This window comes from Streptomyces resistomycificus, from assembly GCF_001514265.1.
Classification (GTDB): domain Bacteria; phylum Actinomycetota; class Actinomycetes; order Streptomycetales; family Streptomycetaceae; genus Streptomyces; species Streptomyces resistomycificus.
This window is the reverse complement of record NZ_KQ949004.1, coordinates 12,398-32,129: the sequence shown is the minus strand read 5'-3', so window position 1 is coordinate 32,129 and position 19,732 is coordinate 12,398. Positions and strand designations below refer to the sequence as shown.

The following is a 19,732-nucleotide window of genomic DNA, read 5'->3' as shown; positions in this document are numbered from 1 at the left end:
GGTGGTGTCACTCACAAGCTCTAGAGATCGACTTCCTTCATCAGCATCCCGACCTCCGTGTTGGACAACCTCCGCAGCCAGCCCGACTTCTGGTCGCCCAGGGTGATCGGACCGAAGGAGACACGGACCAGCTTGTCGACCGGGAAGCCCGCCTCGGCGAGCATGCGGCGGACGATGTGCTTGCGGCCCTCGTGGAGGGTGACCTCGACGAGGTAGTTCTTGCCGGTCTGCTCGACGACCCGGAAGTGGTCGGCCTTCGCGTAGCCGTCCTCCAGCTGGATGCCGTCCTTGAGCTGCTTGCCCAGGTCGCGCGGGATCGGGCCCACGATGTGCGCGAGGTAGACCTTCTTCACGCCGTACTTGGGGTGGGTCAGCCGGTGTGCCAGCTCACCGTGGTTGGTGAGCAGGATGACACCCTCGGTCTCGGTGTCGAGCCGCCCCACGTGGAACAGCCGGGTCTCGCGGTTGGTGACGTAGTCGCCGAGGCACTGCCGGCCCTCGGTGTCCTCCATCGTCGAGACCACACCGGCCGGCTTGTTCAGCGAGAAGAACTGGTACGACTGCGTCGCGACGGTCAGGCCGTCGACCTTGACCTCGTCCTTCTCCGGGTCGACCCGCTTGCCCTGCTCCAGGACGATCTCGCCGTTGACCTCGACCCGCGCCTGCTCGATCAGCTCCTCACAGGCCCGCCGGGAGCCGTAGCCCGCGCGTGCGAGGACCTTCTGCAGCCGCTCGCCCTCCTGCTCGGCACCCGGGAAGGTCTTGGGCAGCTTGACGTCCTTCTTGCCCGCGTACCGCTCGCGGTTGCGCTCCTCGGCCCGCGTCTCGTACTCACGCGAGGTCGCCGGGGCCGACCGCCCGCGCTGCTGGGGCTTCTTCGGCCCGCCCTTGGCGCCGCCGCGGGCCGCGCCGCCGCGCCCCGCCTTCGGGCCCTCGTGAGACGCACCGGGGCCCACGTCGTAGCGGCGCTCCTCGGGGCGGGGCTTGCTGGGACGGCCCTGACCCTTGCCCTGACCCTGACCCTTGCCTTGGCCCTGGCCCTGCTTCTGGTCCCTGCTGTTGCCGGCCCCGCGGTGGTTACCGCGCCCGCCGCTCTTGCCGCTACCGCTGCTTCGCATCAAAATTCCGTCGTCGTCGTGTTGGGCATGTGCGTCCCCGAACCGTCGTCCGGCTCCGGGGCATCCGGATCGAACGACGGCACGGCTTCCTGGGTCTCGGCCTCGATCGCCTCCGCCTCCGGGAGGAAGGGCGCGAGCTCCGGGAGCTCGTCCAGACCGCGCAGGCCCATCCGCTCCAGGAAGTAGTTCGTCGTCGTGTACAGGATCGCACCTGTTTCGGGTTCCGTGCCCGCCTCCTCGACCAGACCACGTTGCAGGAGGGTGCGCATCACGCCGTCGCAGTTCACTCCGCGGACGGCCGAGACCCGGCTGCGGCTGACCGGCTGGCGGTAGGCGACCACCGCCAGCGTCTCCAGGGCCGCCTGGGTGAGCCGGGCCTGCTGCCCGTCCAGGACGAAGCCCTCGACGGCCGCCGCGTACTCGGGACGGCTGTAGAAGCGCCAGCCACCGGCGATCAGCCGCAGCTCGAAGCCGCGCCCCTGCACGGTGTAGTCGTCGGCCAGCTCCCGCAGCGCGTCCCCGATCTGCCGCTTGGGCCGCTGCAGGATCTTCGCCAGGTGCTCCTCGGTCGCGGGCTCGTCCACGACCATGAGGACGGCCTCCAGGGCCGGCTTGAGGTCGAGGTCGGCGACGCCGCTCGGCCCGGCCGGAACGTCGGTGGTCTGCTCGCTCACGGCTTCTTCTCCTCCTTGGGCACCTCGGGCGGGCGGTCGAACTCGTCGGTGACCACGGGCTCGGCGTCCCCGTCCCCGCCGGTCCAGCGCACCAGCAGCTCCCCCAGGGCCGTCTCCTGGTCGAGGGCCACGGCCTTCTCCCGGTACAGCTCCAGCAGCGCCAGGAAGCGCGCCACGACGGTCAGGGTGTCGTCGGTGTCCTCGACCAGGGCCCGGAAGCTGGCCTCCCCCAGCTCCCTGAGCCGCGCGACCACGAGCGCGGCCTGCTCCTGCACACTCACCAGCGGGGCGTGGATGTGGTCGACGTACACCTGCGGCTTGGGTTTGGGCTGCATCGCCTTGACGGCGAGCCTGGCGAACCCCTCCGCGCCGATGCTGATGACCACCTCGGGCAGCAGCTCCGCGTGGTGCGGTTCGAGGCCGACGGTACGGGGGTAGCGGCGGGCCTCCTCCTCGAGGCGGTGGTGGAAGATGTCGGCGATCTGCTTGTACGCGCGGTACTGCAGCAGCCGCGCGAACAGCAGGTCCCGGGCTTCCAGGAGGGCGAGGTCGGCCTCGTCCTCGACCTCCGCCGAGGGCAGCAGCCGCGCGGCCTTCAGGTCCAGCAGGGTGGCGGCCACGACCAGGAACTCGGTGGTCTGGTCCAGGTCCCAGTCCGGCCCCATCGCCCGGATGTGCGCCATGAACTCGTCGGTCACCTTGGACAGGGCGACCTCGGTGACGTCCAGCTTGTGTTTGGAGATCAGCTGGAGCAGCAGGTCGAAGGGGCCTTCGAAGTTGGCGAGGCGGACCTTGAAGACGCCGTCGCCGGGCTCCTCGGGCTGGGGTGCGGGCTGCTTCGCGGCATCGCCGCCGGTGTGCGCCTCGGCGGGCGCCGCGGGTTCGGCCGCACCCGCCGGCTCGATCTCCGGCTCGACGGGCACAGCGCCCGGCCCCCGCCCCAGCGCACGCCGACGACCGGCTGAGGTGCCGGCGGCGGGAGGAACGTCGTGCGAGGTCATGGCCCCCGCAGGCTACCGCTACCGCCCGCGCAGCCGTCGTACGAGGATGCTCGCGTCCCCACGGGACTCCAGATCGGCCAGCACCACGGCGACGGCCTCCCGGACGATCCGTCCGCGGTCGACGGCCAGCCCGTGCTCGCCGCGGAGCACCAGACGCGCGTGCTCCAGGTCCATCAGCTCCTCGGCGGAGACGTACACCGTGATCTTCTCGTCGTGCCGCTCGCGGCCGCTGGGACGACGCGAGGCCGCCCGTCCACGCTTGCGTGGCGCGCCCGCCGCGGCACCCGAGGCAGAACCTTCCTGCGCGTCCTGACGGCGTCCGGAACGGTCCGCGCCCCGGCTGCGGGCCTCGGCGCCCTCGGCCGGATCCGCGTCGGCCGCCACGTGCTCCGCGCCGTCGCCGTCACCGCCCTGGGCCGGCACCGACTGCGGCGCGTCCTCGGCGGAGGCCGGGGCCCCCGGCGACGCCGCCGCGGCCCCGTCGGACTCCCCCGCGGGAGCCGGTACCCGGGCCTCGCCGTTGGCCCCCCGCCGGGGAGTGGACGCCTGGAGCGCCATTCCCCCTGTCGTACGGAACAGTTCGTCGGCCCCCGGCAGACTCACTCGGCGTGACACCGGGCGAGCACCTCCCTGGCGAGCTGGCGATAGGCGGCGGCACCGACGGAGTTGGAGGCGTACGTCGTGATCGGCTCGCCGGCGACCGTGGTCTCCGGGAAGCGGACCGTTCGCCCGATGACCGTGTGGTAGACGTGGTCGTCGAAGGCCTCGACGACGCGCGCGAGCACCTCACGGCTGTGCACGGTGCGGGAGTCGTACATCGTGGCGAGGATCCCGTCGAGCTCCAGGTCCGGGTTCAGCCGCTCCTGGACCTTCTCGATGGTCTCCGTCAGCAGCGCGACTCCTCGAAGGGCGAAGAACTCGCACTCCAGCGGCACTATCACCTTGTGCGCGGCCGTGAGCGCGTTCACCGTGAGCAGGCCGAGCGAGGGCTGGCAGTCGATCACGATGTAGTCGTAGTCGGCCATGAGCGGCTTCAGGGCGCGTTGCAGCGTCGACTCGCGCGCCACCTCGGAGACCAGCTGGACCTCGGCGGCGGACAGGTCGATGTTGCTGGGCAGCAGGTCCATGTTGGGGACCGCCGTCTTCAGGAGCACCTCGTCGGCCGCCATGCCCCGCTCCATGAGCAGGTTGTAGACCGTGAGGTCGAGCTCCATCGGGTTGACACCGAGACCCACCGACAGCGCGCCCTGCGGGTCGAAGTCCACGAGCAGCACACGACGGCCGTACTCCGCGAGCGCGGCACCCAGGTTGATGGTCGACGTCGTCTTGCCGACGCCGCCCTTCTGGTTGCACATCGCGATGATCTTCGCGGGTCCGTGATCGGTCAGCGGACCCGGGATCGGGAAGTACGGCAGCGGCCGACCGGTCGGGCCGATGCGCTCACGGCGCTGACGGGCAGCGTCGGGCGCGAGCGTGGCCGCGTACTCGGGGTCGGGCTCGTACTCGGCGTCGGGGTCGTAGAAGTGCCCGTCGGGCAGTTCGTCGTAGTCGGCGAAGTGGTTGTGGGGCGCGCCACTTCCGTCGCCGGCCATGGCGTTCACGTGATGGCCATCCATGCTCTGGTGTGTCCGAGTCACCTGCGGACTCTGGTGGGCTGCGAAGGTGCGCACCGCGACGGAGCCGACAGCCTCGAACCCCGCGGGGCCCTCGGCCCGTGCAGGCATTCCTGGTTGACCACCCCCGGGAGAAAATGTCGACTCATTCACAAGTCGTCTTACCTCCTTGGTGACCAGGAAACTTCTAGACAGGTCGGCGTGGCACCATGCCGACGGTTGGCGACTCTATGGCGTGTCGGGCATCCGCAGCAACACAATCCGCCGGACCCGGCAGGATGTGTCGGCAATGAAACATCCCGCTGTCAAGGGCGTACGGCCGTCGCACGGTAGGTTTCGCCGGTGTACGAATCGGTTCAAGGGTTACGTTCGAGGCGAGTTGGCCGAGAGCCGCAAAGTGACCATACACACATCCGGCCGGACCTTGTCGGGCAAGGTCCGGCCGGGTGCGTGCTGTTGACGACCTGTGTTGACGTATCGCCTTTTGCCGAATGATGACTTGGCGGCGGTGGCCTGACGTCACGCGGGGCCGGCGCTCAGCCGAGCAGGGCCTCGAGCTCCACGTGCTCCAGGCCGTGCGCCTCGGCGACCTCGCGGTAAACGACCTTGCCGTCATGTGCGTTGAGGCCCTTGGCCAGCGCTGAATCGCGACGCAGGGCCTCCACCCAGCCCTTGTCGGCGAGCTCGACGATGTACGGCAGCGTCGCGTTGGTGAGCGCGTAGGTGGAGGTGTTGGGCACCGCGCCGGGCATGTTCGCGACGCAGTAGAAGACCGAGTTGTGGACCGGGAAGGTCGGCTCGGCGTGAGTGGTCGGGCGGGAGTCCTCGAAGCAGCCGCCCTGGTCGATCGCGATGTCGACAAGGACACTTCCCGGCTTCATGCGCGACACCAGCTCGTTGGTGACCAGCTTCGGGGCCTTGGCGCCCGGGATGAGCACGGCACCGATCACGAGGTCGGCCTCGAGGCAGGCCTTCTCGAGTTCGAAGGCGTTGGAGACGACGGTCTGGATCTTCGTACCGAAGATCTTGTCGGCTTCCTTGAGCTTGTTGATGTCCTTGTCGAGCAGGGTCACGTGGAAGCCCATGCCGATGGCGATCTGCGCGGCGTTCCAGCCGGAGACGCCACCGCCGATGACGACGGCCCGGCCGGCCAGCACGCCGGGGACACCGCCGGGCAGCACGCCGCGGCCGCCGTTGGCGCGCATCAGGTGGTAGGCGCCGACCTGGGGGGCGAGACGGCCCGCGACCTCGGACATGGGGGCGAGCAGCGGCAGCGCACGGCTGGGCAGCTCCACGGTCTCGTACGCGATCGCCGTGGTGCCGGACTCGATGAGCGCGTCGGTGCACTCCTTGGAGGCGGCCAGGTGCAGGTAGGTGAAGAGCGTCTGGTCCTTGCGGAGGCGGTGGTACTCCTCGGCGATGGGCTCCTTGACCTTCAGCAGCAGGTCGGCGGTGGCCCACACCTCGTCGGCGGTCGCCAGGATCCGCGCCCCGGCGGCGACGTACTCGGCGTCCGGGATCGAGGAGCCGACACCTGCGCCCTGCTCGACGACGACCTGATGTCCGTGGCGCACGAGCTCGTGCACACCGGCGGGGGTGATGGCCACCCGGAACTCGTTGTTCTTGACCTCGCGGGGGATGCCGACCTTCACGTCGATCACGGTCCTTGGCTCAGAGGATGTGGGGCAATACAACACATACCCAGGCATGCGAGGGCACACCGGGAGACACCGCAGAAGAAGGTGCGGCAGAGCCAGTCTAATGAAGGCGTTCCCGCTGTCTAGCCTTTCATTGCATCAATCTTCAGCGGATGTACTGCGGATTTCGCAGGCGTTAGCGTCTTGTTCCGGTGGTTCGGGCTGGTCCGGCTCCGGTTCCCCCTCGGAAATCTCCTCCCCCAGCAGCCGGTCGGCCGTGCCCCGGTGCAGTGCCGCCGCCGTGGGATCGCCCAGGCGCTCCAGCGTGTCGGCGAGCCTCAGCTGGAGCGCGGCCTGGAGGCGGACGTCCTCCGCGCGGCGCGCCCACTCCACCGCCTCCTGGCAGGTGCGCAGCGACTCCTCGGGCCGTCCGGCGTACTCCTGGACGCGCGCGAGTTCGCTCAACGCCCGCGCGTGGGAGGCCACATCACCCTCCTTGCGGTACCCGGCGACCGCCGCCCGCCAGTTGCGCAGCGCCTCGCCGTAGCGGCCCGCGTAGGTGTGGGCGGCGGCGATACGGCCGTACAGCCGCGCGGCGTCCGCCCGCTCGTCCCGGGCCAGCCGCTGGACCAGCGCCCGGCCGTACCAGTCGGCCGCCCGGTCGAAGTCCCCGAGCTCCAGATGGGCGCCTCCTACGGATTCCATCGCGCGGCCGGTCGCATACGGGTCGTTCGCCTCCCGTCCGGCGTCCAGGGCCTCGCGATAGCGCGTCAGGGCCTCCTGGGTGCGCCCGGTGCGGGCGTCCAGGTCGGCGAGGTTCAGCAGGGCGGCGGCCTTCTCACGGGGCAGCCTGCGGCGCTCGGCCACGTCGAGGACCAGACCGTGCAGGCCGTAGAGGTCGGGCGCGGCCGCCTGGGTGCCGAAGTGGGCGACCATCGCCCGCACCAGCTGGGACATCAGACGCCGGGCGAGGGTGTCCAGCTCCCCGTCGGCGACCGCGAGACGGGCCGCGGCCAGCAGCGCGGGCCTGCGGATGCTCAGCCAGTCGGCGGCCGCCCGCGGACTCGGGAAACGCAGCGACTGCGGCATGCCCTGGAGCTTCTCGCGCGCCTCGGGGTCGTCGGTCTCGGTGATCGCCCGGCAGGACTGCAGCAGCCGTACGGTCCGTTCCAGCATCCGGGCACGGGCCAGCTGGAGCTCGGCCGGGCGGTCCTGGGACTCGGCGAGGGCCTTCAGGAGGGGCTGCAGGCAGCCGGGGACCTCGTACTGCGGCAGCGGCGAGGGGATGGCGTGCAGCAGGCCGAGGGCGACGAGGTCGTCCAGGGTGGTGCGGGCGCCGCCCACCGAGCAGCCGGCGAGCGCGGAGGCGGTGTGCGGGTCGATCAGGCCGGCCGGGGCGAGGGAGAGCAGTCGCAGTATCCGGGCGGCCGGCTCGGGCAGCGAGGAGTAGGCGAGCCGGAAGACCCGGCTGAGCGGGGTGGCCCCTTCGGCGCCCTCGGCGTGCAGCTGCTTGGCGAGGTCGGCGACGGCCGCCTTGGGCCGGGAGGCGAGCCAGCCGCCGGCCAGCGTCAGCGCGGCGGGCTGGCCCTGGCACTCCTCGACCAGGCCCTCGGCGGCCCGGGGGTCGACGGTGATGCGGACCGCGCCGGTGTGCCGGGACAGCAGCTCGACGGCGGACTTGGTGTCGAGGCCGCCCAGGGTGCAGGGACGAACGTCCGCGATGCCGGTCAGCGGCCCCCCGGAGACGGCCACGACCAGGCATTCCGGGGTGTCCGGCAGCAGGGCGTCGACCTGCTCGGCGGTGACCGCGTCGTCCAGCAGGAGCAGCACCCGGCGGCCGGCGAGGGCCTCGCGCAGGGCCGCGGTGAGGTCGTCCTCGGCGGCTCCGGCCGGTGTCGGCAGGTCGAGGGCGGTGAGGAGTTCACGGGCGGTGTGCTCGATCGGGACGGGCGTGCCGTCGGGCTCGCCGAGTCGGGCCCGCAGCACCCCGTCGCGGTAACGGTCCGCGACCTGCCGGGCCAGTTCCTCGGCGAGCGCCGTGCGGCCCGAGCCGGGCTTGCCAGCGATGAGAAGCACGCGCGCGCGGGGAGCCTTGCGGCCCGAGATGGTGTCCAGTCCGGCCCGCTCGATGTCGGCGCGGAGTTCTTTCAACTCCCTTGTACGGCCCAGGAATCCCGTCTCCGCAGCAGAGTCTGGGGACAGCCGCACGCCGCCTGTGTCCACCGCCTGATCCGTCACGGGCCACACTCCCGTCCCACCGCACGCGCAAGCCCGCCGGGACTCCGGTTCGGGCGTTTCCAGAGCCTAGTTCACGCTCTGCTACGTTCCGGGCGGAGCGCGGCGGACACGTCCCTCGATCGGATCAGCCGATGGTCACACCGGAGGCTTCGGAGGGGTGTGGGACCGCGTTCAGGACTCGAACGGCCGTGCGGGCCAGGGCGCCTCCGCCGGGCGCAGGGCGTCCAGCCCGTCCCCGCCCCGTGCGGCGGCCAGTGACAGCACACCCACGACGAGGCAATTGTTGTGCAGCTCCCCCGCGAGCGCGCCCCGGACCAGCTCGTCGACCGGCACCCGCGCGTGCTCCATGTCGGCCTCCTCGTCCTCCACCACGAAGCGCTCACCGTCGGCCTCGGACAGGTCACGGGCGAGGAAGATCCGGATGGCCTCGTCGCAGCCGCCGGGAGTCGTGTACACGTCGGTCAGGACCCGCCAGTCCTCGGCCTTGACGTGCGCCTCCTCGTACAGCTCGCGCTGGGCGGCGTGCAGGGGGTTCTCGCCGGGCACGTCGAGCAGGCCGGCCGGGATCTCCCACAGCTTCTGCCGCACCGGGTGGCGGTACTGCTTGATGAGCAGGACGCGGTCCTCGTGGTCGAGGGCGAGGACGGCCACGGAGCCGGGGTGCACCTGGTAGTCGCGGCGGACCACCGAGCCGTCGGGCATGACCACCTCGTCCGTGCGGACGGAGGTCTTGTTGCCCACGAAGGGGGTCTCGGTCGCCCGGATCTCCCACGCCTCGGGGGTGTCCTTGATCGTCATGCCCTGTCCTTCCACGTGCGCGAAGAGGCCGGGGCGCCCGCCTTTTGAATGAGCGCGCCCCGGCCACCGTACAACTGTCGTGCTACTTCGAATTCTTCCGCTCGACCGAGGCCTTCACCAGCCCGGCGAACAGCGGGTGCGGACGCGTCGGGCGCGAGCGCAGCTCCGGGTGGGACTGGGTCGCGACCAGATACGGGTGGACCTCGCGCGGGTACTCGACGTACTCGACGAGCTTGCCGTCCGGCGAGGTGCCGGAGAACTGGATGCCCGCCTTCTTCTCGAGCTCCGCGCGGTAGGCGTTGTTCACCTCGTAGCGGTGACGGTGCCGCTCCTCGACGTACTCCTTGCCGTCGTACACCTCGCGCACGATCGAGCCTTCGGCCAGCTTGGCCGGGTACATGCCCAGGCGCATCGTGCCGCCCATGTCGCCCTCGCCGGCGACGATGTCGAGCTGCTCGGCCATGGTCGAGATGACCGGGTGACCGGTGGCCGCGTCGAACTCGGTGGAGTTGGCGTCGGGGATGTCGGCCAGGCTGCGCGCGGCCTCGATCACGATGCACTGCAGGCCGAGGCAGAGACCGAGCAGCGGGATCTTGTTCTCGCGGGCGTAGCGGATCGCGCCGACCTTGCCGAGCACACCGCGGTCGCCGAAGCCGCCGGGGATGCAGATGCCGTCGACGTCACCGAGCTGCTGGGCGGCGCCCGCCGCGGTCTTGCAGTCGTCCGAGGTGACCCACTTGATCTTCACGCGGGCCTTGTTGGCGAAGCCGCCCGCGCGCAGCGCCTCGGTGACCGAGAGGTAGGCGTCGGGCAGGTCGATGTACTTGCCGACCAGGGCGAGGGTGATCTCGTGGTCGGGGTTGTGGACGCGGTCGAGCAGGTCGTCCCAGGTCGTCCAGTCCACGTCGCGGAACGGCAGGTCCAGCTTGCGGACGACGTAGGCGTCCAGGCCCTCGCCGTGCACGGTCTTGGGGATGTCGTAGATCGAGCGGGCGTCGGGGCAGGCGACCACGGCCGCCTCGTCGACGTCGCACATCAGCGAGATCTTGCGCTTGATCGCGGTCGGCACCTCGCGGTCGCAGCGCAGCACAATCGCGTCCGGCTGGATACCGATGTTCCTGAGGGCCGCAACCGAGTGCTGGGTGGGCTTCGTCTTCAGCTCACCCGAGGGACCGATGTACGGGAGGAGCGAGATGTGGACGACGAAGACGTTGTCACGGCCGACCTCGTGACGGACCTGGCGGACCGTCTCCAGGAACGGCAGCGACTCGATGTCGCCGACCGTGCCGCCGACCTCGGTGATCACGACGTCGACCTCGTCGGTCGCCATGCGGCGGATGCGGTGCTTGATCTCGTTGGTGATGTGCGGGATGACCTGCACGGTGTCACCGAGGTACTCGCCGCGGCGCTCCTTCGCGATGACCGTGTTGTAGATCTGGCCCGTGGTGACGTTCGCGGAGCCGTCGAGGTCGCGGTCGAGGAACCGCTCGTAGTGGCCGATGTCCAGGTCGGTCTCGGCGCCGTCGTTGGTGACGAACACCTCACCGTGCTGGAAGGGGTTCATCGTGCCGGGGTCGACGTTCAGGTACGGGTCGAGCTTCTGCATCACGACGCGCAGGCCCCGCGCCTTGAGGAGCATGCCGAGGCTGGAGGCCGTGAGGCCCTTGCCGAGCGAGGAGGCGACGCCCCCGGTGACGAAGATGTGCTTGGTCGTCGTGGCTTTGCTGTTTCGAAAAGCAGCGTTCGGCATGGCCAAGAGGGGGCTCCCGTGGTCGCGATCTGGGGGTGCGGTGCGGCTCGTCCGGCCCGGGGATCCCGGGTTTTTCTGGAGGCGCCGTCGCTGCGGTTCGGGGGTTTCGTGCCCACCGGTCCACGGGCTACCAGGGTATCAGCGCCTGGAGGGGATGGCTTCCGGCCACGCTCTGCACACACGTCGACACGGACCCGTACAAACGCACGTCTTTCTCACTCCTTGCTCACCCGTTCGGCTCAGCCGCGTTGCCCGGAGCGGCACGCAGATCATCTACGTGCGTCGTATCCTGCTCGGACACTCGCTGACCGAGCCAGGCCGGCAACACGGCACCACCCCCGCCCGTAGCCCCCGGAACAACGAGAGCTCGTCAGTTCGTTGAGCAACAGTTGTCGTTTTGCCACACGGCATCACGGACTGTTTTGCTTCACCGCTCAACGACGCATTACAACGACCCCCTTGACCGCACTAGCGACAGCCCCCTTTTTCCAGGGGGTGACGTGGCCGTTCGACTGGAGTTGCACGTGGCCGGGCGCATCGAAGACTACGCACTCATCGGAGACATGCAGACCGCTGCCCTGGTCTGCCGGGACGGCACGGTGGACTGGCTGTGCCTGCCCCGCTTCGACTCGCATGCCATCTTCGCCGGTCTGCTGGGCACCGAGGAGCACGGCTTCTGGCGGCTCGGCCCCGCGCACGCCTCCGACGCCGAACCGCCCACCGCGGCCCGGCGCAGCTACCGCGGCGACTCCCTGATCCTGGAGTCCGAGTGGGACACCCCACGCGGCACGGTCCGGGTGACCGACTTCATGCCGCCGCGTGACGGCGCCCCGCAGCTGATCCGGATCGTGGAGGGCGTCTCGGGCCGGGTCCCGATGCGCTCGGCCCTCCGGATGCGTTTCTCCTACGGCCGGGTGGTGCCGTGGGTGCACAAGCACGAGGGCCGCACGGTGGCCGTCGCCGGCCCGGACTCGGTGTGGTTCGACACCGAGGCCGAGACGTACGGCAAGTCGCTGACCACGTACGCCGACTTCACGGTCGCCCCGGGTGAGCGGATCGCGTTCACCATCTCCTGGGAGCCCTCGCACAAGCAGCCGCCACCGCTGCCGGAGCCGGAGCAGTCGCTGGAGGCGACGGAGGACTTCTGGCGGGACTGGGTCGAGCACTGTACGTACCACGGCCCCTACCGCGAGGCGGTGGTCCGCTCGCTGATCACGCTGAAGGCGCTGACGTACGCCCCGACGGGCGGCATCGTCGCCGCCCCCACCACCTCCCTGCCGGAGGAGATCGGCGGCGTCCGCAACTGGGACTACCGCTACACCTGGCTGCGCGACGCGGCGATCACCCTCTCCTCGCTGCTGCGCACCGGCTACCGCGAGGAGGCCCGCGCCTGGCGCGAGTGGCTCCTGCGGGCCGTCGCGGGCGACCCGGAGAACCTGCAGATCATGTACGGCATCGCGGGTGAGCGCGAGCTGGGCGAGGCCGAGCTGGACTGGCTGCCCGGCTACGAGAACTCGGGGCCGGTGCGAGTCGGCAACGGCGCGGCGCACCAGCTCCAGCTGGACGTGTACGGCGAGGTCACCGAGGCCCTGCACCTGGCCCACATGACGGGCCTGGCCCGCAACGACTACGCCTCGCTGCTCCAGCTGAAGCTCATCCGCTACCTGGAGCAGCACTGGGACGAGCCGGACGAGGGCATCTGGGAGGTGCGCGGCCCGCGCCGCCACTTCGTGCACTCCAAGGTGATGGCCTGGGTCGCCGTCGACCGCACGATCAAGCTGATCGAGTCCGGTGACGCGGACGGCCCGCTGGACAAGTGGCGCGAACTGCGCGACGACATCCACCGGGACGTGTGTGAGAAGGGCTACGACAAGGAGCGCAACACCTTCACGCAGTCGTACGGCTCGAAGGAACTGGACGCCTCGCTGCTCCTCATCCCGCAGATGGGCTTCCTGCCCCCCGACGACAAGCGGGTGATCGGCACCATCGAGGCGATCCAGCGCGAGCTGTCCACGTCGGACGGCTTCATCCTGCGCTACCCGACGGACGGGGAGGCGGAGGGCGTCGACGGCCTGCCCGGCGACGAGGGTGCCTTCCTCGCCTGCTCGTTCTGGATGGCCGACGACCTCGCGATGATCGGCCGCGTCGACGAGGCCCGCAAGCTGTTCGAGAAGCTGCTGGATCTACGCAACGATCTGGGGCTGCTCGCGGAGGAGTGGGACCCGCGCCTCCAGCGCCAGGTCGGCAACTTCCCGCAGGCCTTCAGCCACGTCCCGCTCATCGACACGGCCCTGCGCCTGACGGCGTCGGGGGCGTACGGCGGCTGAACAGGACCGCACGGCCGGGCCCGCCTACGCTGGAGCCAACAGCCCCTGCACGGAAGGGGGCGCCCCATGGCATCCCCGTCGAAGGCGGGCGCGGCCCTCGCCGCGCTCCGCGAGGATCTGGCCGGCGACGTGTTCGCCCCCGCGGATCCGGGTTACGACGAGGCCCGGACCGTGTTCAACGCGATGATCGACCGGCGGCCGGCAGTGATCGCCCAGTGCGTGGACGAGGACGACGTCGTGCGTGCCGTGCGCTTCGCGAGAGACCTGGACCTGCCGATCGCGGTGCGCGGCGGCGGGCACAGCGTGGCGGGCACGGCGCTGAACGACGGCGGTCTGGTCGTCGACCTGCGCCACATGCGCGCGGTCAGCGTCCATCCCGAGGCCGAGGCGTCGGTACGGGTCGCGGGCGGCGCCACGATGAGCGACCTGGACCGGGCCACCCAGCCGCACGGCCTGGCGACCACCGGCGGCCGGGCGTCGACCACCGGGGTCGGCGGTTTCGTCCTGGGTGGCGGCACCGGCTGGCTCGACCGGTGCTGCGGGCTCGCCGTCGACAACCTCCTGGGTGTGGAACTGGTCACCGCCGACGGCGGCCGCGTCCACGCGAGCGCCGACGAGAACCCGGACCTGTTCTGGGCCCTGCACGGCGGCGGCGGCAACTTCGGCATCGCGACCGCGATCACACTGAAGCTGTACGAGCTGCCGGAGTTCTCCGTCGCGCTGCTGATGTATCTCCCGGAGCACGGCCCCGAGGTGACCCGCCTCTACCGCGACGTGATCACGGCCGGCCCGAACGAGGCGAGCGGCGGCGTCCTGTACCTCACCGGCCCGCCCGAGGACTTCGTACCGCCGCACCTGGTCGGCACGCTGCTGTGCGGTGTGCTGCTGACCTACGCCGGCGGCGAGGCGGATCTGCGCAAGCTGGCACAGCCCCTGCTGGCGCTGCCGCACGAGGCGGAGCTCGTGGAAGCGATGCCGTACGCCGACGTCCAGTGCATGATCGACGATCCACCCGGGATGCGGAACTACTGGTCGGCCGAGTACCTGACCGGCGCGCCGGACGACTTCGTGGACTCCTTCTGCGCCCTCGGGGCGTCGATACCCGTGCCGACCGGCACCCTGCACGCGCTGTTCCCCCAGGGCGGCGCGATCGGCACCGGCCCGCACGAGTACCCCGTGCCCTACCGGGACGCGCCGTGGGCCGTGCACCCCTTCGGGCTCTGGGAGGACCCCGCGGACGACGAACGCTGCATCCAGTGGGTCCGGGACGTCCGCGCCGGCGCCCGCCCCTGGAGCACGGGGGCGGTCTACCTCAACTTCATCGGCGACGAGGGCGCGGACCGGGTCATCGCGGGCCTGGGCGTGGAGAACGCCCGGCGGCTCGCGGAGGTGAAGCGGCGGTACGACCCGGACAACGTCTTCCGCTTCAACCACAACATCAAGCCGGCCTGAGGAACACGCCACGCCCGGCGACCACCTTCACGCGGGGCGGAGCGCCCTCAGCGTCCGCTCCCCCGCCGGATCGCCCGCGGTCGCCGGGACCAGCGCGATCTCGTCGAGCCCGGCCTCGGCGTAGGCGTCGATCCGGGACCGTACGGTGTCGAGGTCCCCGACCAGGCCGACGACGCCCGCGGCCTCGGGCGGGAGCGCGCGCAGCAGGGTGTCGCGGTCGGCGCCGGCCGCGGCCAGCTCCACCGCCTCGCCGAGGCCCGACGCGGTGAACATGTCGCGGTAGCCCGGCACGGTCAGGTAACCGGCGATGCTCCCCAGGACCTGGGCGCGGGACTCCGGCTTTGGGTCGACGGCCGCGGGCAGCCAGGCCGCCAGCGTGGGCGGGGTACGGCCCGCCTTCTCGGCCGCCGCCAGCAGACTGGCCCGCAGTACGCGCACCTGCTCGGGTGAGACGACGTCGAGGAGCATGCGGTCGGCGTGCGCGGCGGCCGTGGCGATCGCCCGGTCGCCGAAGGCGGCCACGGTGAGCCGGCCACCGGGAGGCGGAAGGCGGCGCCGGAAGGGGCTGCCGGGCACCACCGGCTCTCCCGGCACGCCGTGCAGAAAGCCGCGTACGGCTGCCGCGCTCTCCTCCAGCGCGGTCGCCGGCCGGAGGCGGGGCCGTCCGTGCACGCCCTCGACCACGCGCTTGCTGGACGTGCCCAGCGCCACCCCGGCCGGGCGCCCGGTGACGGCCGCGACGCCCGCCGCGCCGCGCGCGATCGTGAACGGGTCGCGCACGGACACCGGGACCGGCCCGGCGGTCAGCTCGACCCGCTCGGTGGCGAGCCCGATCGCCGTGGCCAGCACGAAGGAGTCCCATGTCGGGCCCTCCCCCACCCACACCTCGCGGTAGCCGAGCCGGTCGGCCAGTACCGCCACCCGCACCGGCTCGTCGACCGGACTGTCGTCCTCGCGCCCCACGGCGACCACGCTGATGTCCATGCTCCGGCCGCTACCCGGGCGCGCACGCCCCAACCCCGCGCGCCCGCCGACCCCGTGATCGTCCCTGTGGTAGTCCGGAGATGTTGCCGGAAGGTGAGCGCGGGTAGCGTCCGGCTCATGGACGGCGGCATGGACGGCGGCATGGACAGCAGATTCGAGACCCAGAGCGCGGGGATCACCATCCAGCGGGCGCTGGAGCTGCCCGGCCTGCGCAGCGGACTGCCGGAGATCCTCGCGGGCGCGGACCGGCTGCAGCGGACCGTGCGCTGGGTGCACGCCGGCGAGGTCCCCCACATCGCCTCCCTCCTCAAGGGCGGTGAACTGCTGCTGACCACGGGCTACGGACTCGGCACCCGGCCGGCCGAACAGCGCGCGTTCGTACGCACCCTGGCCGAGCGCGGCATCGCGGCCCTGGTCGTGGAACTGGGCCCGCGGTTCACCCGGCTGCCCGCCGCGCTCGTCGACACGGCACGGGCCGCCGGTCTGCCGCTGGTGCAACTGCACCGCGAGGTGCCCTTCGTCGCGGTCACCGAGGAGATCCACACCGAGATCGTCAACGGCCACTACGCCCTGCTCCAGCGCGCGGAGGAGGTGCACCGCCGGTGCACGCGGGCCCTGCTGGGCGGCGGCGGTGTGCCCCAGGTCCTCGGCATCCTGGCCGACTTCGGCGGCAACCCCGTCTTCCTGGAGACCACGGCCGGCCGGCTCCTGTACGCCGCCGGGGCCGGACCCGAGGGCGCTGACCCGCTCCAGGTGTGGGAGGGACTGCGCGGTCAGCACAAGGACGCTCCGCCCGCCGGCTCGGTCGTGGTGGACGTGCCGGGCGGCGGACCGGGGACGGGCTCGGTGCGCGCCCGGCTGGTACTGCTCCCCGTCCGCGCTCCGCTCGCGCCCGTGCACAGGATGGCCGTCGAACGGGCCGCGAGCATTCTCGCCGTGGTCCTGATGCAGGCCCGGCAGGAGGAGGAGCTCGCGGCGCGGGGACGCGGCGACTTCCTGACCGACCTCGCGGAGGGCCGTATCGCCGCCGAGGACGCTCCCGCGCAGGCGCGCGTGCTGGGCTTCAAGCCGGGCGACGGCCCGCTGCTGCCGGTGGTGATGCGGCTGGGCGACACGCTCTCTCCGGCCGGGGGCACCGCCCGCTCGAGCGGAGTCGAGAGCGGGGGAGGCTGGGCGGTCCTGGCACGGGCGGTCGCGGAGGAACTGGCGTCGGTGGGCGTACCGGTTTTGTTGGGCGTACGGCCCGTCGAAGGCCGCGTTCCCCTGCTGCTGGGCCTGCGTGCGGAGGCGGAGCGGTCGGCGCTCGCGGACCGGGTCGCGGCGGCGCTCAAGGCCGGCGTGGAGCGGGCCGGCATGCAACGGCCCGGGGCCCCGCCGCCGGTGGTGGTCGTCGGGGTGGCGGGCGGCTGGGCGGCCGCCTCGGCGGGTCTGCGGCACGCGGCCGAGACGGCGACGGCGGCACAGGGGCTGTCGGACCGGCCCTGGTACGACGCCCGCCGCCTCGACATCGAGCTGCTCCTGTGGCGGCTGCGCGACCATCCCGACCTGGCGGCCTTCGTGGACCGCGCGATCGGTCCGGTCCGCGACCACGACAACCGCTCCAAGCCTCCGCTGCTGCCCACCCTGGAGACGTACCTCGCGCACGCCGGCCGCAAGGCGGAGACGGCCCGCGAGCTCCACCTCAACCGGCAGACGCTGTACAACCGCCTCGCCCGCATCGGTGAGTTGCTGGGCACCGACCTGGACGACCCGCAGACGGTACTGGCGTTGAGCCTGGCGCTGCGGGCCCGTCGGCTCCTGCCCTAGCCGAGGGGGGCCTGGACGAGGGTGGCCTGGACGAGGAACCCAGACGAAGGGCCCAGACGAGGTGCCTAGATGAGAGGCCGGGGCTGGGTCAACTCGTCGTAGACGCTGAGCACCTGGGCGACGGTCTCGTCCTCGGTCGGCCAAGTGGCCACCTGCCGTGCCCCCTTCTCCCGCAGCGACTCCTGCCGCGCGGGGTCCCCGAGGAGCCGTACGACGGCTTCGGCGAAGGCCTCCGCGTCTCCGGCCGGGACGAGTTCCGCCGCGTCGCCGACGAGTTCGGGGATGCCGCCCGCGTGGACGGCGACCAGCGGCACGCGCGCGTGGAGCGCCTCCTGGGCGAGGACGTCCCGTGACTCACCGCTGCTCGGCAGCAGCGCGAGGTCGGCGCCGGCGAGTAGTTCGCCGACGTCGTCGCGCCGTCCGACGAGCCGGACCGGCAGCCCCTCGTCCTCGATCCGCCGCTGCAGTTCGGCGCGCATGGGTCCCTCTCCGGCGATCACCACCAGCGGTACGGGGTCGAGGCGGCGCCACGCGCGCGTGGCGTCCAGCAGCAGGTCGTAGCCGCGGTGCCGGTCGAGGGAGCCGACCGCCATCAGCAACGGGCGTCCGGTGGCGCCGAGTTCGGCCCTGACCTTCGGGCGCAGCCGGTCGGGGTCCTCCTCGGTGGCCGGGCGCGGACCGGTCAGGGTGACGGCGGCTAGCCGGGCGTCCCGGGCTCCGGTCCTGCGGGCCCGGTCCACGAGGGCGGAGGTGGTACCGAGCACCACGGTGGCGGCCTTCACCACCCGGCGTTCCAACACGCGCAGGAACTGGGCGCGCGCGCCCTCGGCGTGCGCCCGGTCGTGCCAGGTGACGATGAGGGGGGTACGCCGTCCGCTGAGCGCGAGCACCGCGCGGAAGGAGGCGTGCAGACCGTGTGCGTGCACCAGGTCGGCGTTCGTGCACGCCTGCCGGAGTGCGGCCACCGACCCCGGGTCGCTGCTGCGCGGCACGTGCACGTGTTCGGCGCCGGCCCCGGTGAAGTCGTAGGCGCGGTCCGCCTCGACGGGGGCGCACACCGTGACCCGCACGCCGCGCGCGACCAGCCCCGAGGTCAGGGAGCGCACATGCGCGCTGCTGCCGGCGTTTCCTCCACCCAGCACCTGTACGGTGCGCAGCGGCGACTGGCCGTGCGGTGAGTGGCTGCTCACGGGGGTCACGTGGCCGGGGCTCCTGGTTCGGCGTCGGGCGGTCACGAGGAAACGTACAGAAGGTGTCGAGCGGAGGGGTGTACCGCGCGCTTCCTACGCGTGCTGCGTTCTGAGCCAAGGATGCCAGCACGTACGGGTGTTCCGGGAACGGCGCTGAGCGGACGCCCCGGCGGCACGGCGGGTCGGTTCACCCACACGAGTGAGGGAATAGCCGCTTCCGTACGCATGTGCCCGTGCTGTTCCACTCAAGGGGTGGGCGGGCCGCCCTTCTTGACGCCCCTCGCCCCGTCACAGGCCGTGCCGGGCGGACCGTCCCGGGCCCCACGAGCGTGCCGCCGCGCTCACCCTGTCCCCGTACACGGCCGCGGCGACGACCGCGGCGGCGTGCGCGAGCAGTGCGGCCCGTCCTCCGCCGCCCGCGGTCCCGCTCGAGCGCGCGGGCCCCCACCCCGCGACGACGGCGGCGCCCAGGGCCGCGCCCAGCGCGTGCGCCCCCGTGTCGCCGATCATGGTGCGCTCCCCGAGGTCGTCGGGCAGCACCGCCGCGGCCGCCCCCAGGGTGGCCGCGGCCAGTTCCGCCCCCGGTCCCCGCCGCAACAGCCCAGGCGCGGCGAGCGCGACGACCGCGGTGGCGGCCCGGCCCGGCCGTACGTCCACGAGGTTCACGAAGTGCGCGGCTCCGGCGATCACGACGCCCGCGAGCACCTTGTCGACCGCCCGCTCCTTCAGCAACGCCCCCGCGACGAGCCCGGCCGCGGAGATCCCGAACAGCTTCACGGCCCCGCTGGTGACCTCGCCGCCCCGCAGGGCGGCCAGATGCGCACGGAACCCGCGCCGGGCGTCACCGGCCCCGGCAACGTCGTCGTAGGCCCCGCACACCCCGGCGGCCAGCACGGCGAACCCGGCGGCGGGCCGCACCCGCCCGGCCCCGGCGGCCGCCGCGAGGGCGACGGCCGGCCCGGCGTACAACGCGACGCTCCGCCCGGCGTGGTTCCTCCGCTCCCAGCGCTCGCGGCCCCCCGGTGCCGTCCTGCGCAGGCCGGCCACACCGGCACGCGCGATCCCGGCCGCCACCACGAACGCGGCTCCCCCGCGCGTACGCATGGGCATGACCTCACCTCGAGAGTCTGATGCGGGGCCCTGT

The 19,732-nt window shown here is 72.1% G+C and carries 15 protein-coding genes; 3 read left to right on the top strand and 12 right to left on the bottom strand.

All coding sequences use genetic code 11. The annotated features are described in order from the left end of the window. Positions 1-20: 20 nt before the first annotated feature. The 9 genes from AQJ84_RS35995 to AQJ84_RS35955 form a co-directional block, all read right to left on the bottom strand. Complete coding sequence (locus AQJ84_RS35995; RefSeq protein ID WP_030041362.1) at positions 21-1,118, bottom strand: pseudouridine synthase; 1,098 nt, start codon at positions 1,116-1,118, stop codon at positions 21-23. Further along, positions 1,118-1,792 (bottom strand): SMC-Scp complex subunit ScpB, encoded by a 675-nt coding sequence (gene scpB, locus AQJ84_RS35990; RefSeq protein WP_053190185.1) that lies wholly within the window; start codon positions 1,790-1,792, stop codon positions 1,118-1,120. Before scpB ends, AQJ84_RS35995 begins: the two co-directional genes overlap by 1 nt. Next, positions 1,789-2,793 (bottom strand): segregation and condensation protein A, encoded by a 1,005-nt coding sequence (locus AQJ84_RS35985; RefSeq protein ID WP_053190186.1) that lies wholly within the window; start codon positions 2,791-2,793, stop codon positions 1,789-1,791. Before AQJ84_RS35985 ends, scpB begins: the two co-directional genes overlap by 4 nt. 18 nt (positions 2,794-2,811) lie before the next feature. Next, positions 2,812-3,408, bottom strand: coding sequence for a hypothetical protein (locus tag AQJ84_RS35980; RefSeq protein ID WP_078632003.1), 597 nt, complete (start codon positions 3,406-3,408; stop codon positions 2,812-2,814). After that, positions 3,393-4,517 (bottom strand): ParA family protein, encoded by a 1,125-nt coding sequence (locus AQJ84_RS35975; RefSeq protein WP_030041359.1) that lies wholly within the window; start codon positions 4,515-4,517, stop codon positions 3,393-3,395. The genes AQJ84_RS35980 and AQJ84_RS35975 overlap by 16 nt, the downstream gene beginning before the upstream one ends. Positions 4,518-4,942: 425 nt before the next feature. Further along, the gene (gene ald / locus AQJ84_RS35970; RefSeq protein ID WP_030041358.1) at positions 4,943-6,067 is read right to left on the bottom strand and encodes an alanine dehydrogenase; all 1,125 of its coding nucleotides are present in this window, start codon (positions 6,065-6,067) and stop codon (positions 4,943-4,945) included. Positions 6,068-6,202: 135 nt separating this feature from the next. Further along, positions 6,203-8,281, bottom strand: a complete 2,079-nt coding sequence (locus AQJ84_RS35965; protein ID WP_030041357.1) for a tetratricopeptide repeat protein — start codon at positions 8,279-8,281, stop codon at positions 6,203-6,205. 171 nt (positions 8,282-8,452) lie between these two features. Further along, complete coding sequence (locus AQJ84_RS35960; protein ID WP_030041356.1) at positions 8,453-9,079, bottom strand: NUDIX domain-containing protein; 627 nt, start codon at positions 9,077-9,079, stop codon at positions 8,453-8,455. 82 nt (positions 9,080-9,161) lie between these two features. Next, the gene (locus AQJ84_RS35955) at positions 9,162-10,829 is read right to left on the bottom strand and encodes a CTP synthase (RefSeq protein ID WP_030041355.1); all 1,668 of its coding nucleotides are present in this window, start codon (positions 10,827-10,829) and stop codon (positions 9,162-9,164) included. 524 nt (positions 10,830-11,353) lie between these two features. Between AQJ84_RS35955 and AQJ84_RS35950 the strand changes: the two genes are divergently transcribed. Both AQJ84_RS35950 and AQJ84_RS35945 read left to right on the top strand, forming a co-directional pair. Next, entirely contained in the window at positions 11,354-13,156 is a 1,803-nt protein-coding gene (locus AQJ84_RS35950) for a glycoside hydrolase family 15 protein (RefSeq protein WP_053190187.1), read from the top strand. Between the two features lie 66 nt (positions 13,157-13,222). Next, positions 13,223-14,608 carry an FAD-binding oxidoreductase gene (locus AQJ84_RS35945; RefSeq protein ID WP_030041354.1) on the top strand — a complete coding sequence of 462 codons (1,386 nt, stop codon included), beginning with the start codon at positions 13,223-13,225 and terminating at the stop codon, positions 14,606-14,608. A gap of 27 nt (positions 14,609-14,635) precedes the next feature. Here the strand turns inward: AQJ84_RS35945 and AQJ84_RS35940 are convergent, their stop codons facing one another. Further along, the gene (locus tag AQJ84_RS35940) at positions 14,636-15,592 is read right to left on the bottom strand and encodes an LLM class F420-dependent oxidoreductase (protein WP_030041353.1); all 957 of its coding nucleotides are present in this window, start codon (positions 15,590-15,592) and stop codon (positions 14,636-14,638) included. Positions 15,593-15,721: 129 nt separating this feature from the next. Between AQJ84_RS35940 and AQJ84_RS35935 the strand changes: the two genes are divergently transcribed. Then, the gene (locus AQJ84_RS35935; protein WP_053190195.1) at positions 15,722-17,398 is read left to right on the top strand and encodes a PucR family transcriptional regulator; all 1,677 of its coding nucleotides are present in this window, start codon (positions 15,722-15,724) and stop codon (positions 17,396-17,398) included. A 65-nt stretch (positions 17,399-17,463) separates the two neighbouring features. Here the strand turns inward: AQJ84_RS35935 and AQJ84_RS35930 are convergent, their stop codons facing one another. Both AQJ84_RS35930 and AQJ84_RS35925 read right to left on the bottom strand, forming a co-directional pair. Next, positions 17,464-18,597 (bottom strand): glycosyltransferase family 4 protein, encoded by a 1,134-nt coding sequence (locus AQJ84_RS35930; RefSeq protein WP_053190188.1) that lies wholly within the window; start codon positions 18,595-18,597, stop codon positions 17,464-17,466. A 279-nt stretch (positions 18,598-18,876) separates the two neighbouring features. Continuing rightward, positions 18,877-19,698, bottom strand: a complete 822-nt coding sequence (locus AQJ84_RS35925; protein WP_053190189.1) for a hypothetical protein — start codon at positions 19,696-19,698, stop codon at positions 18,877-18,879. Between the last annotated feature and the right edge of the window lie 34 nt (positions 19,699-19,732).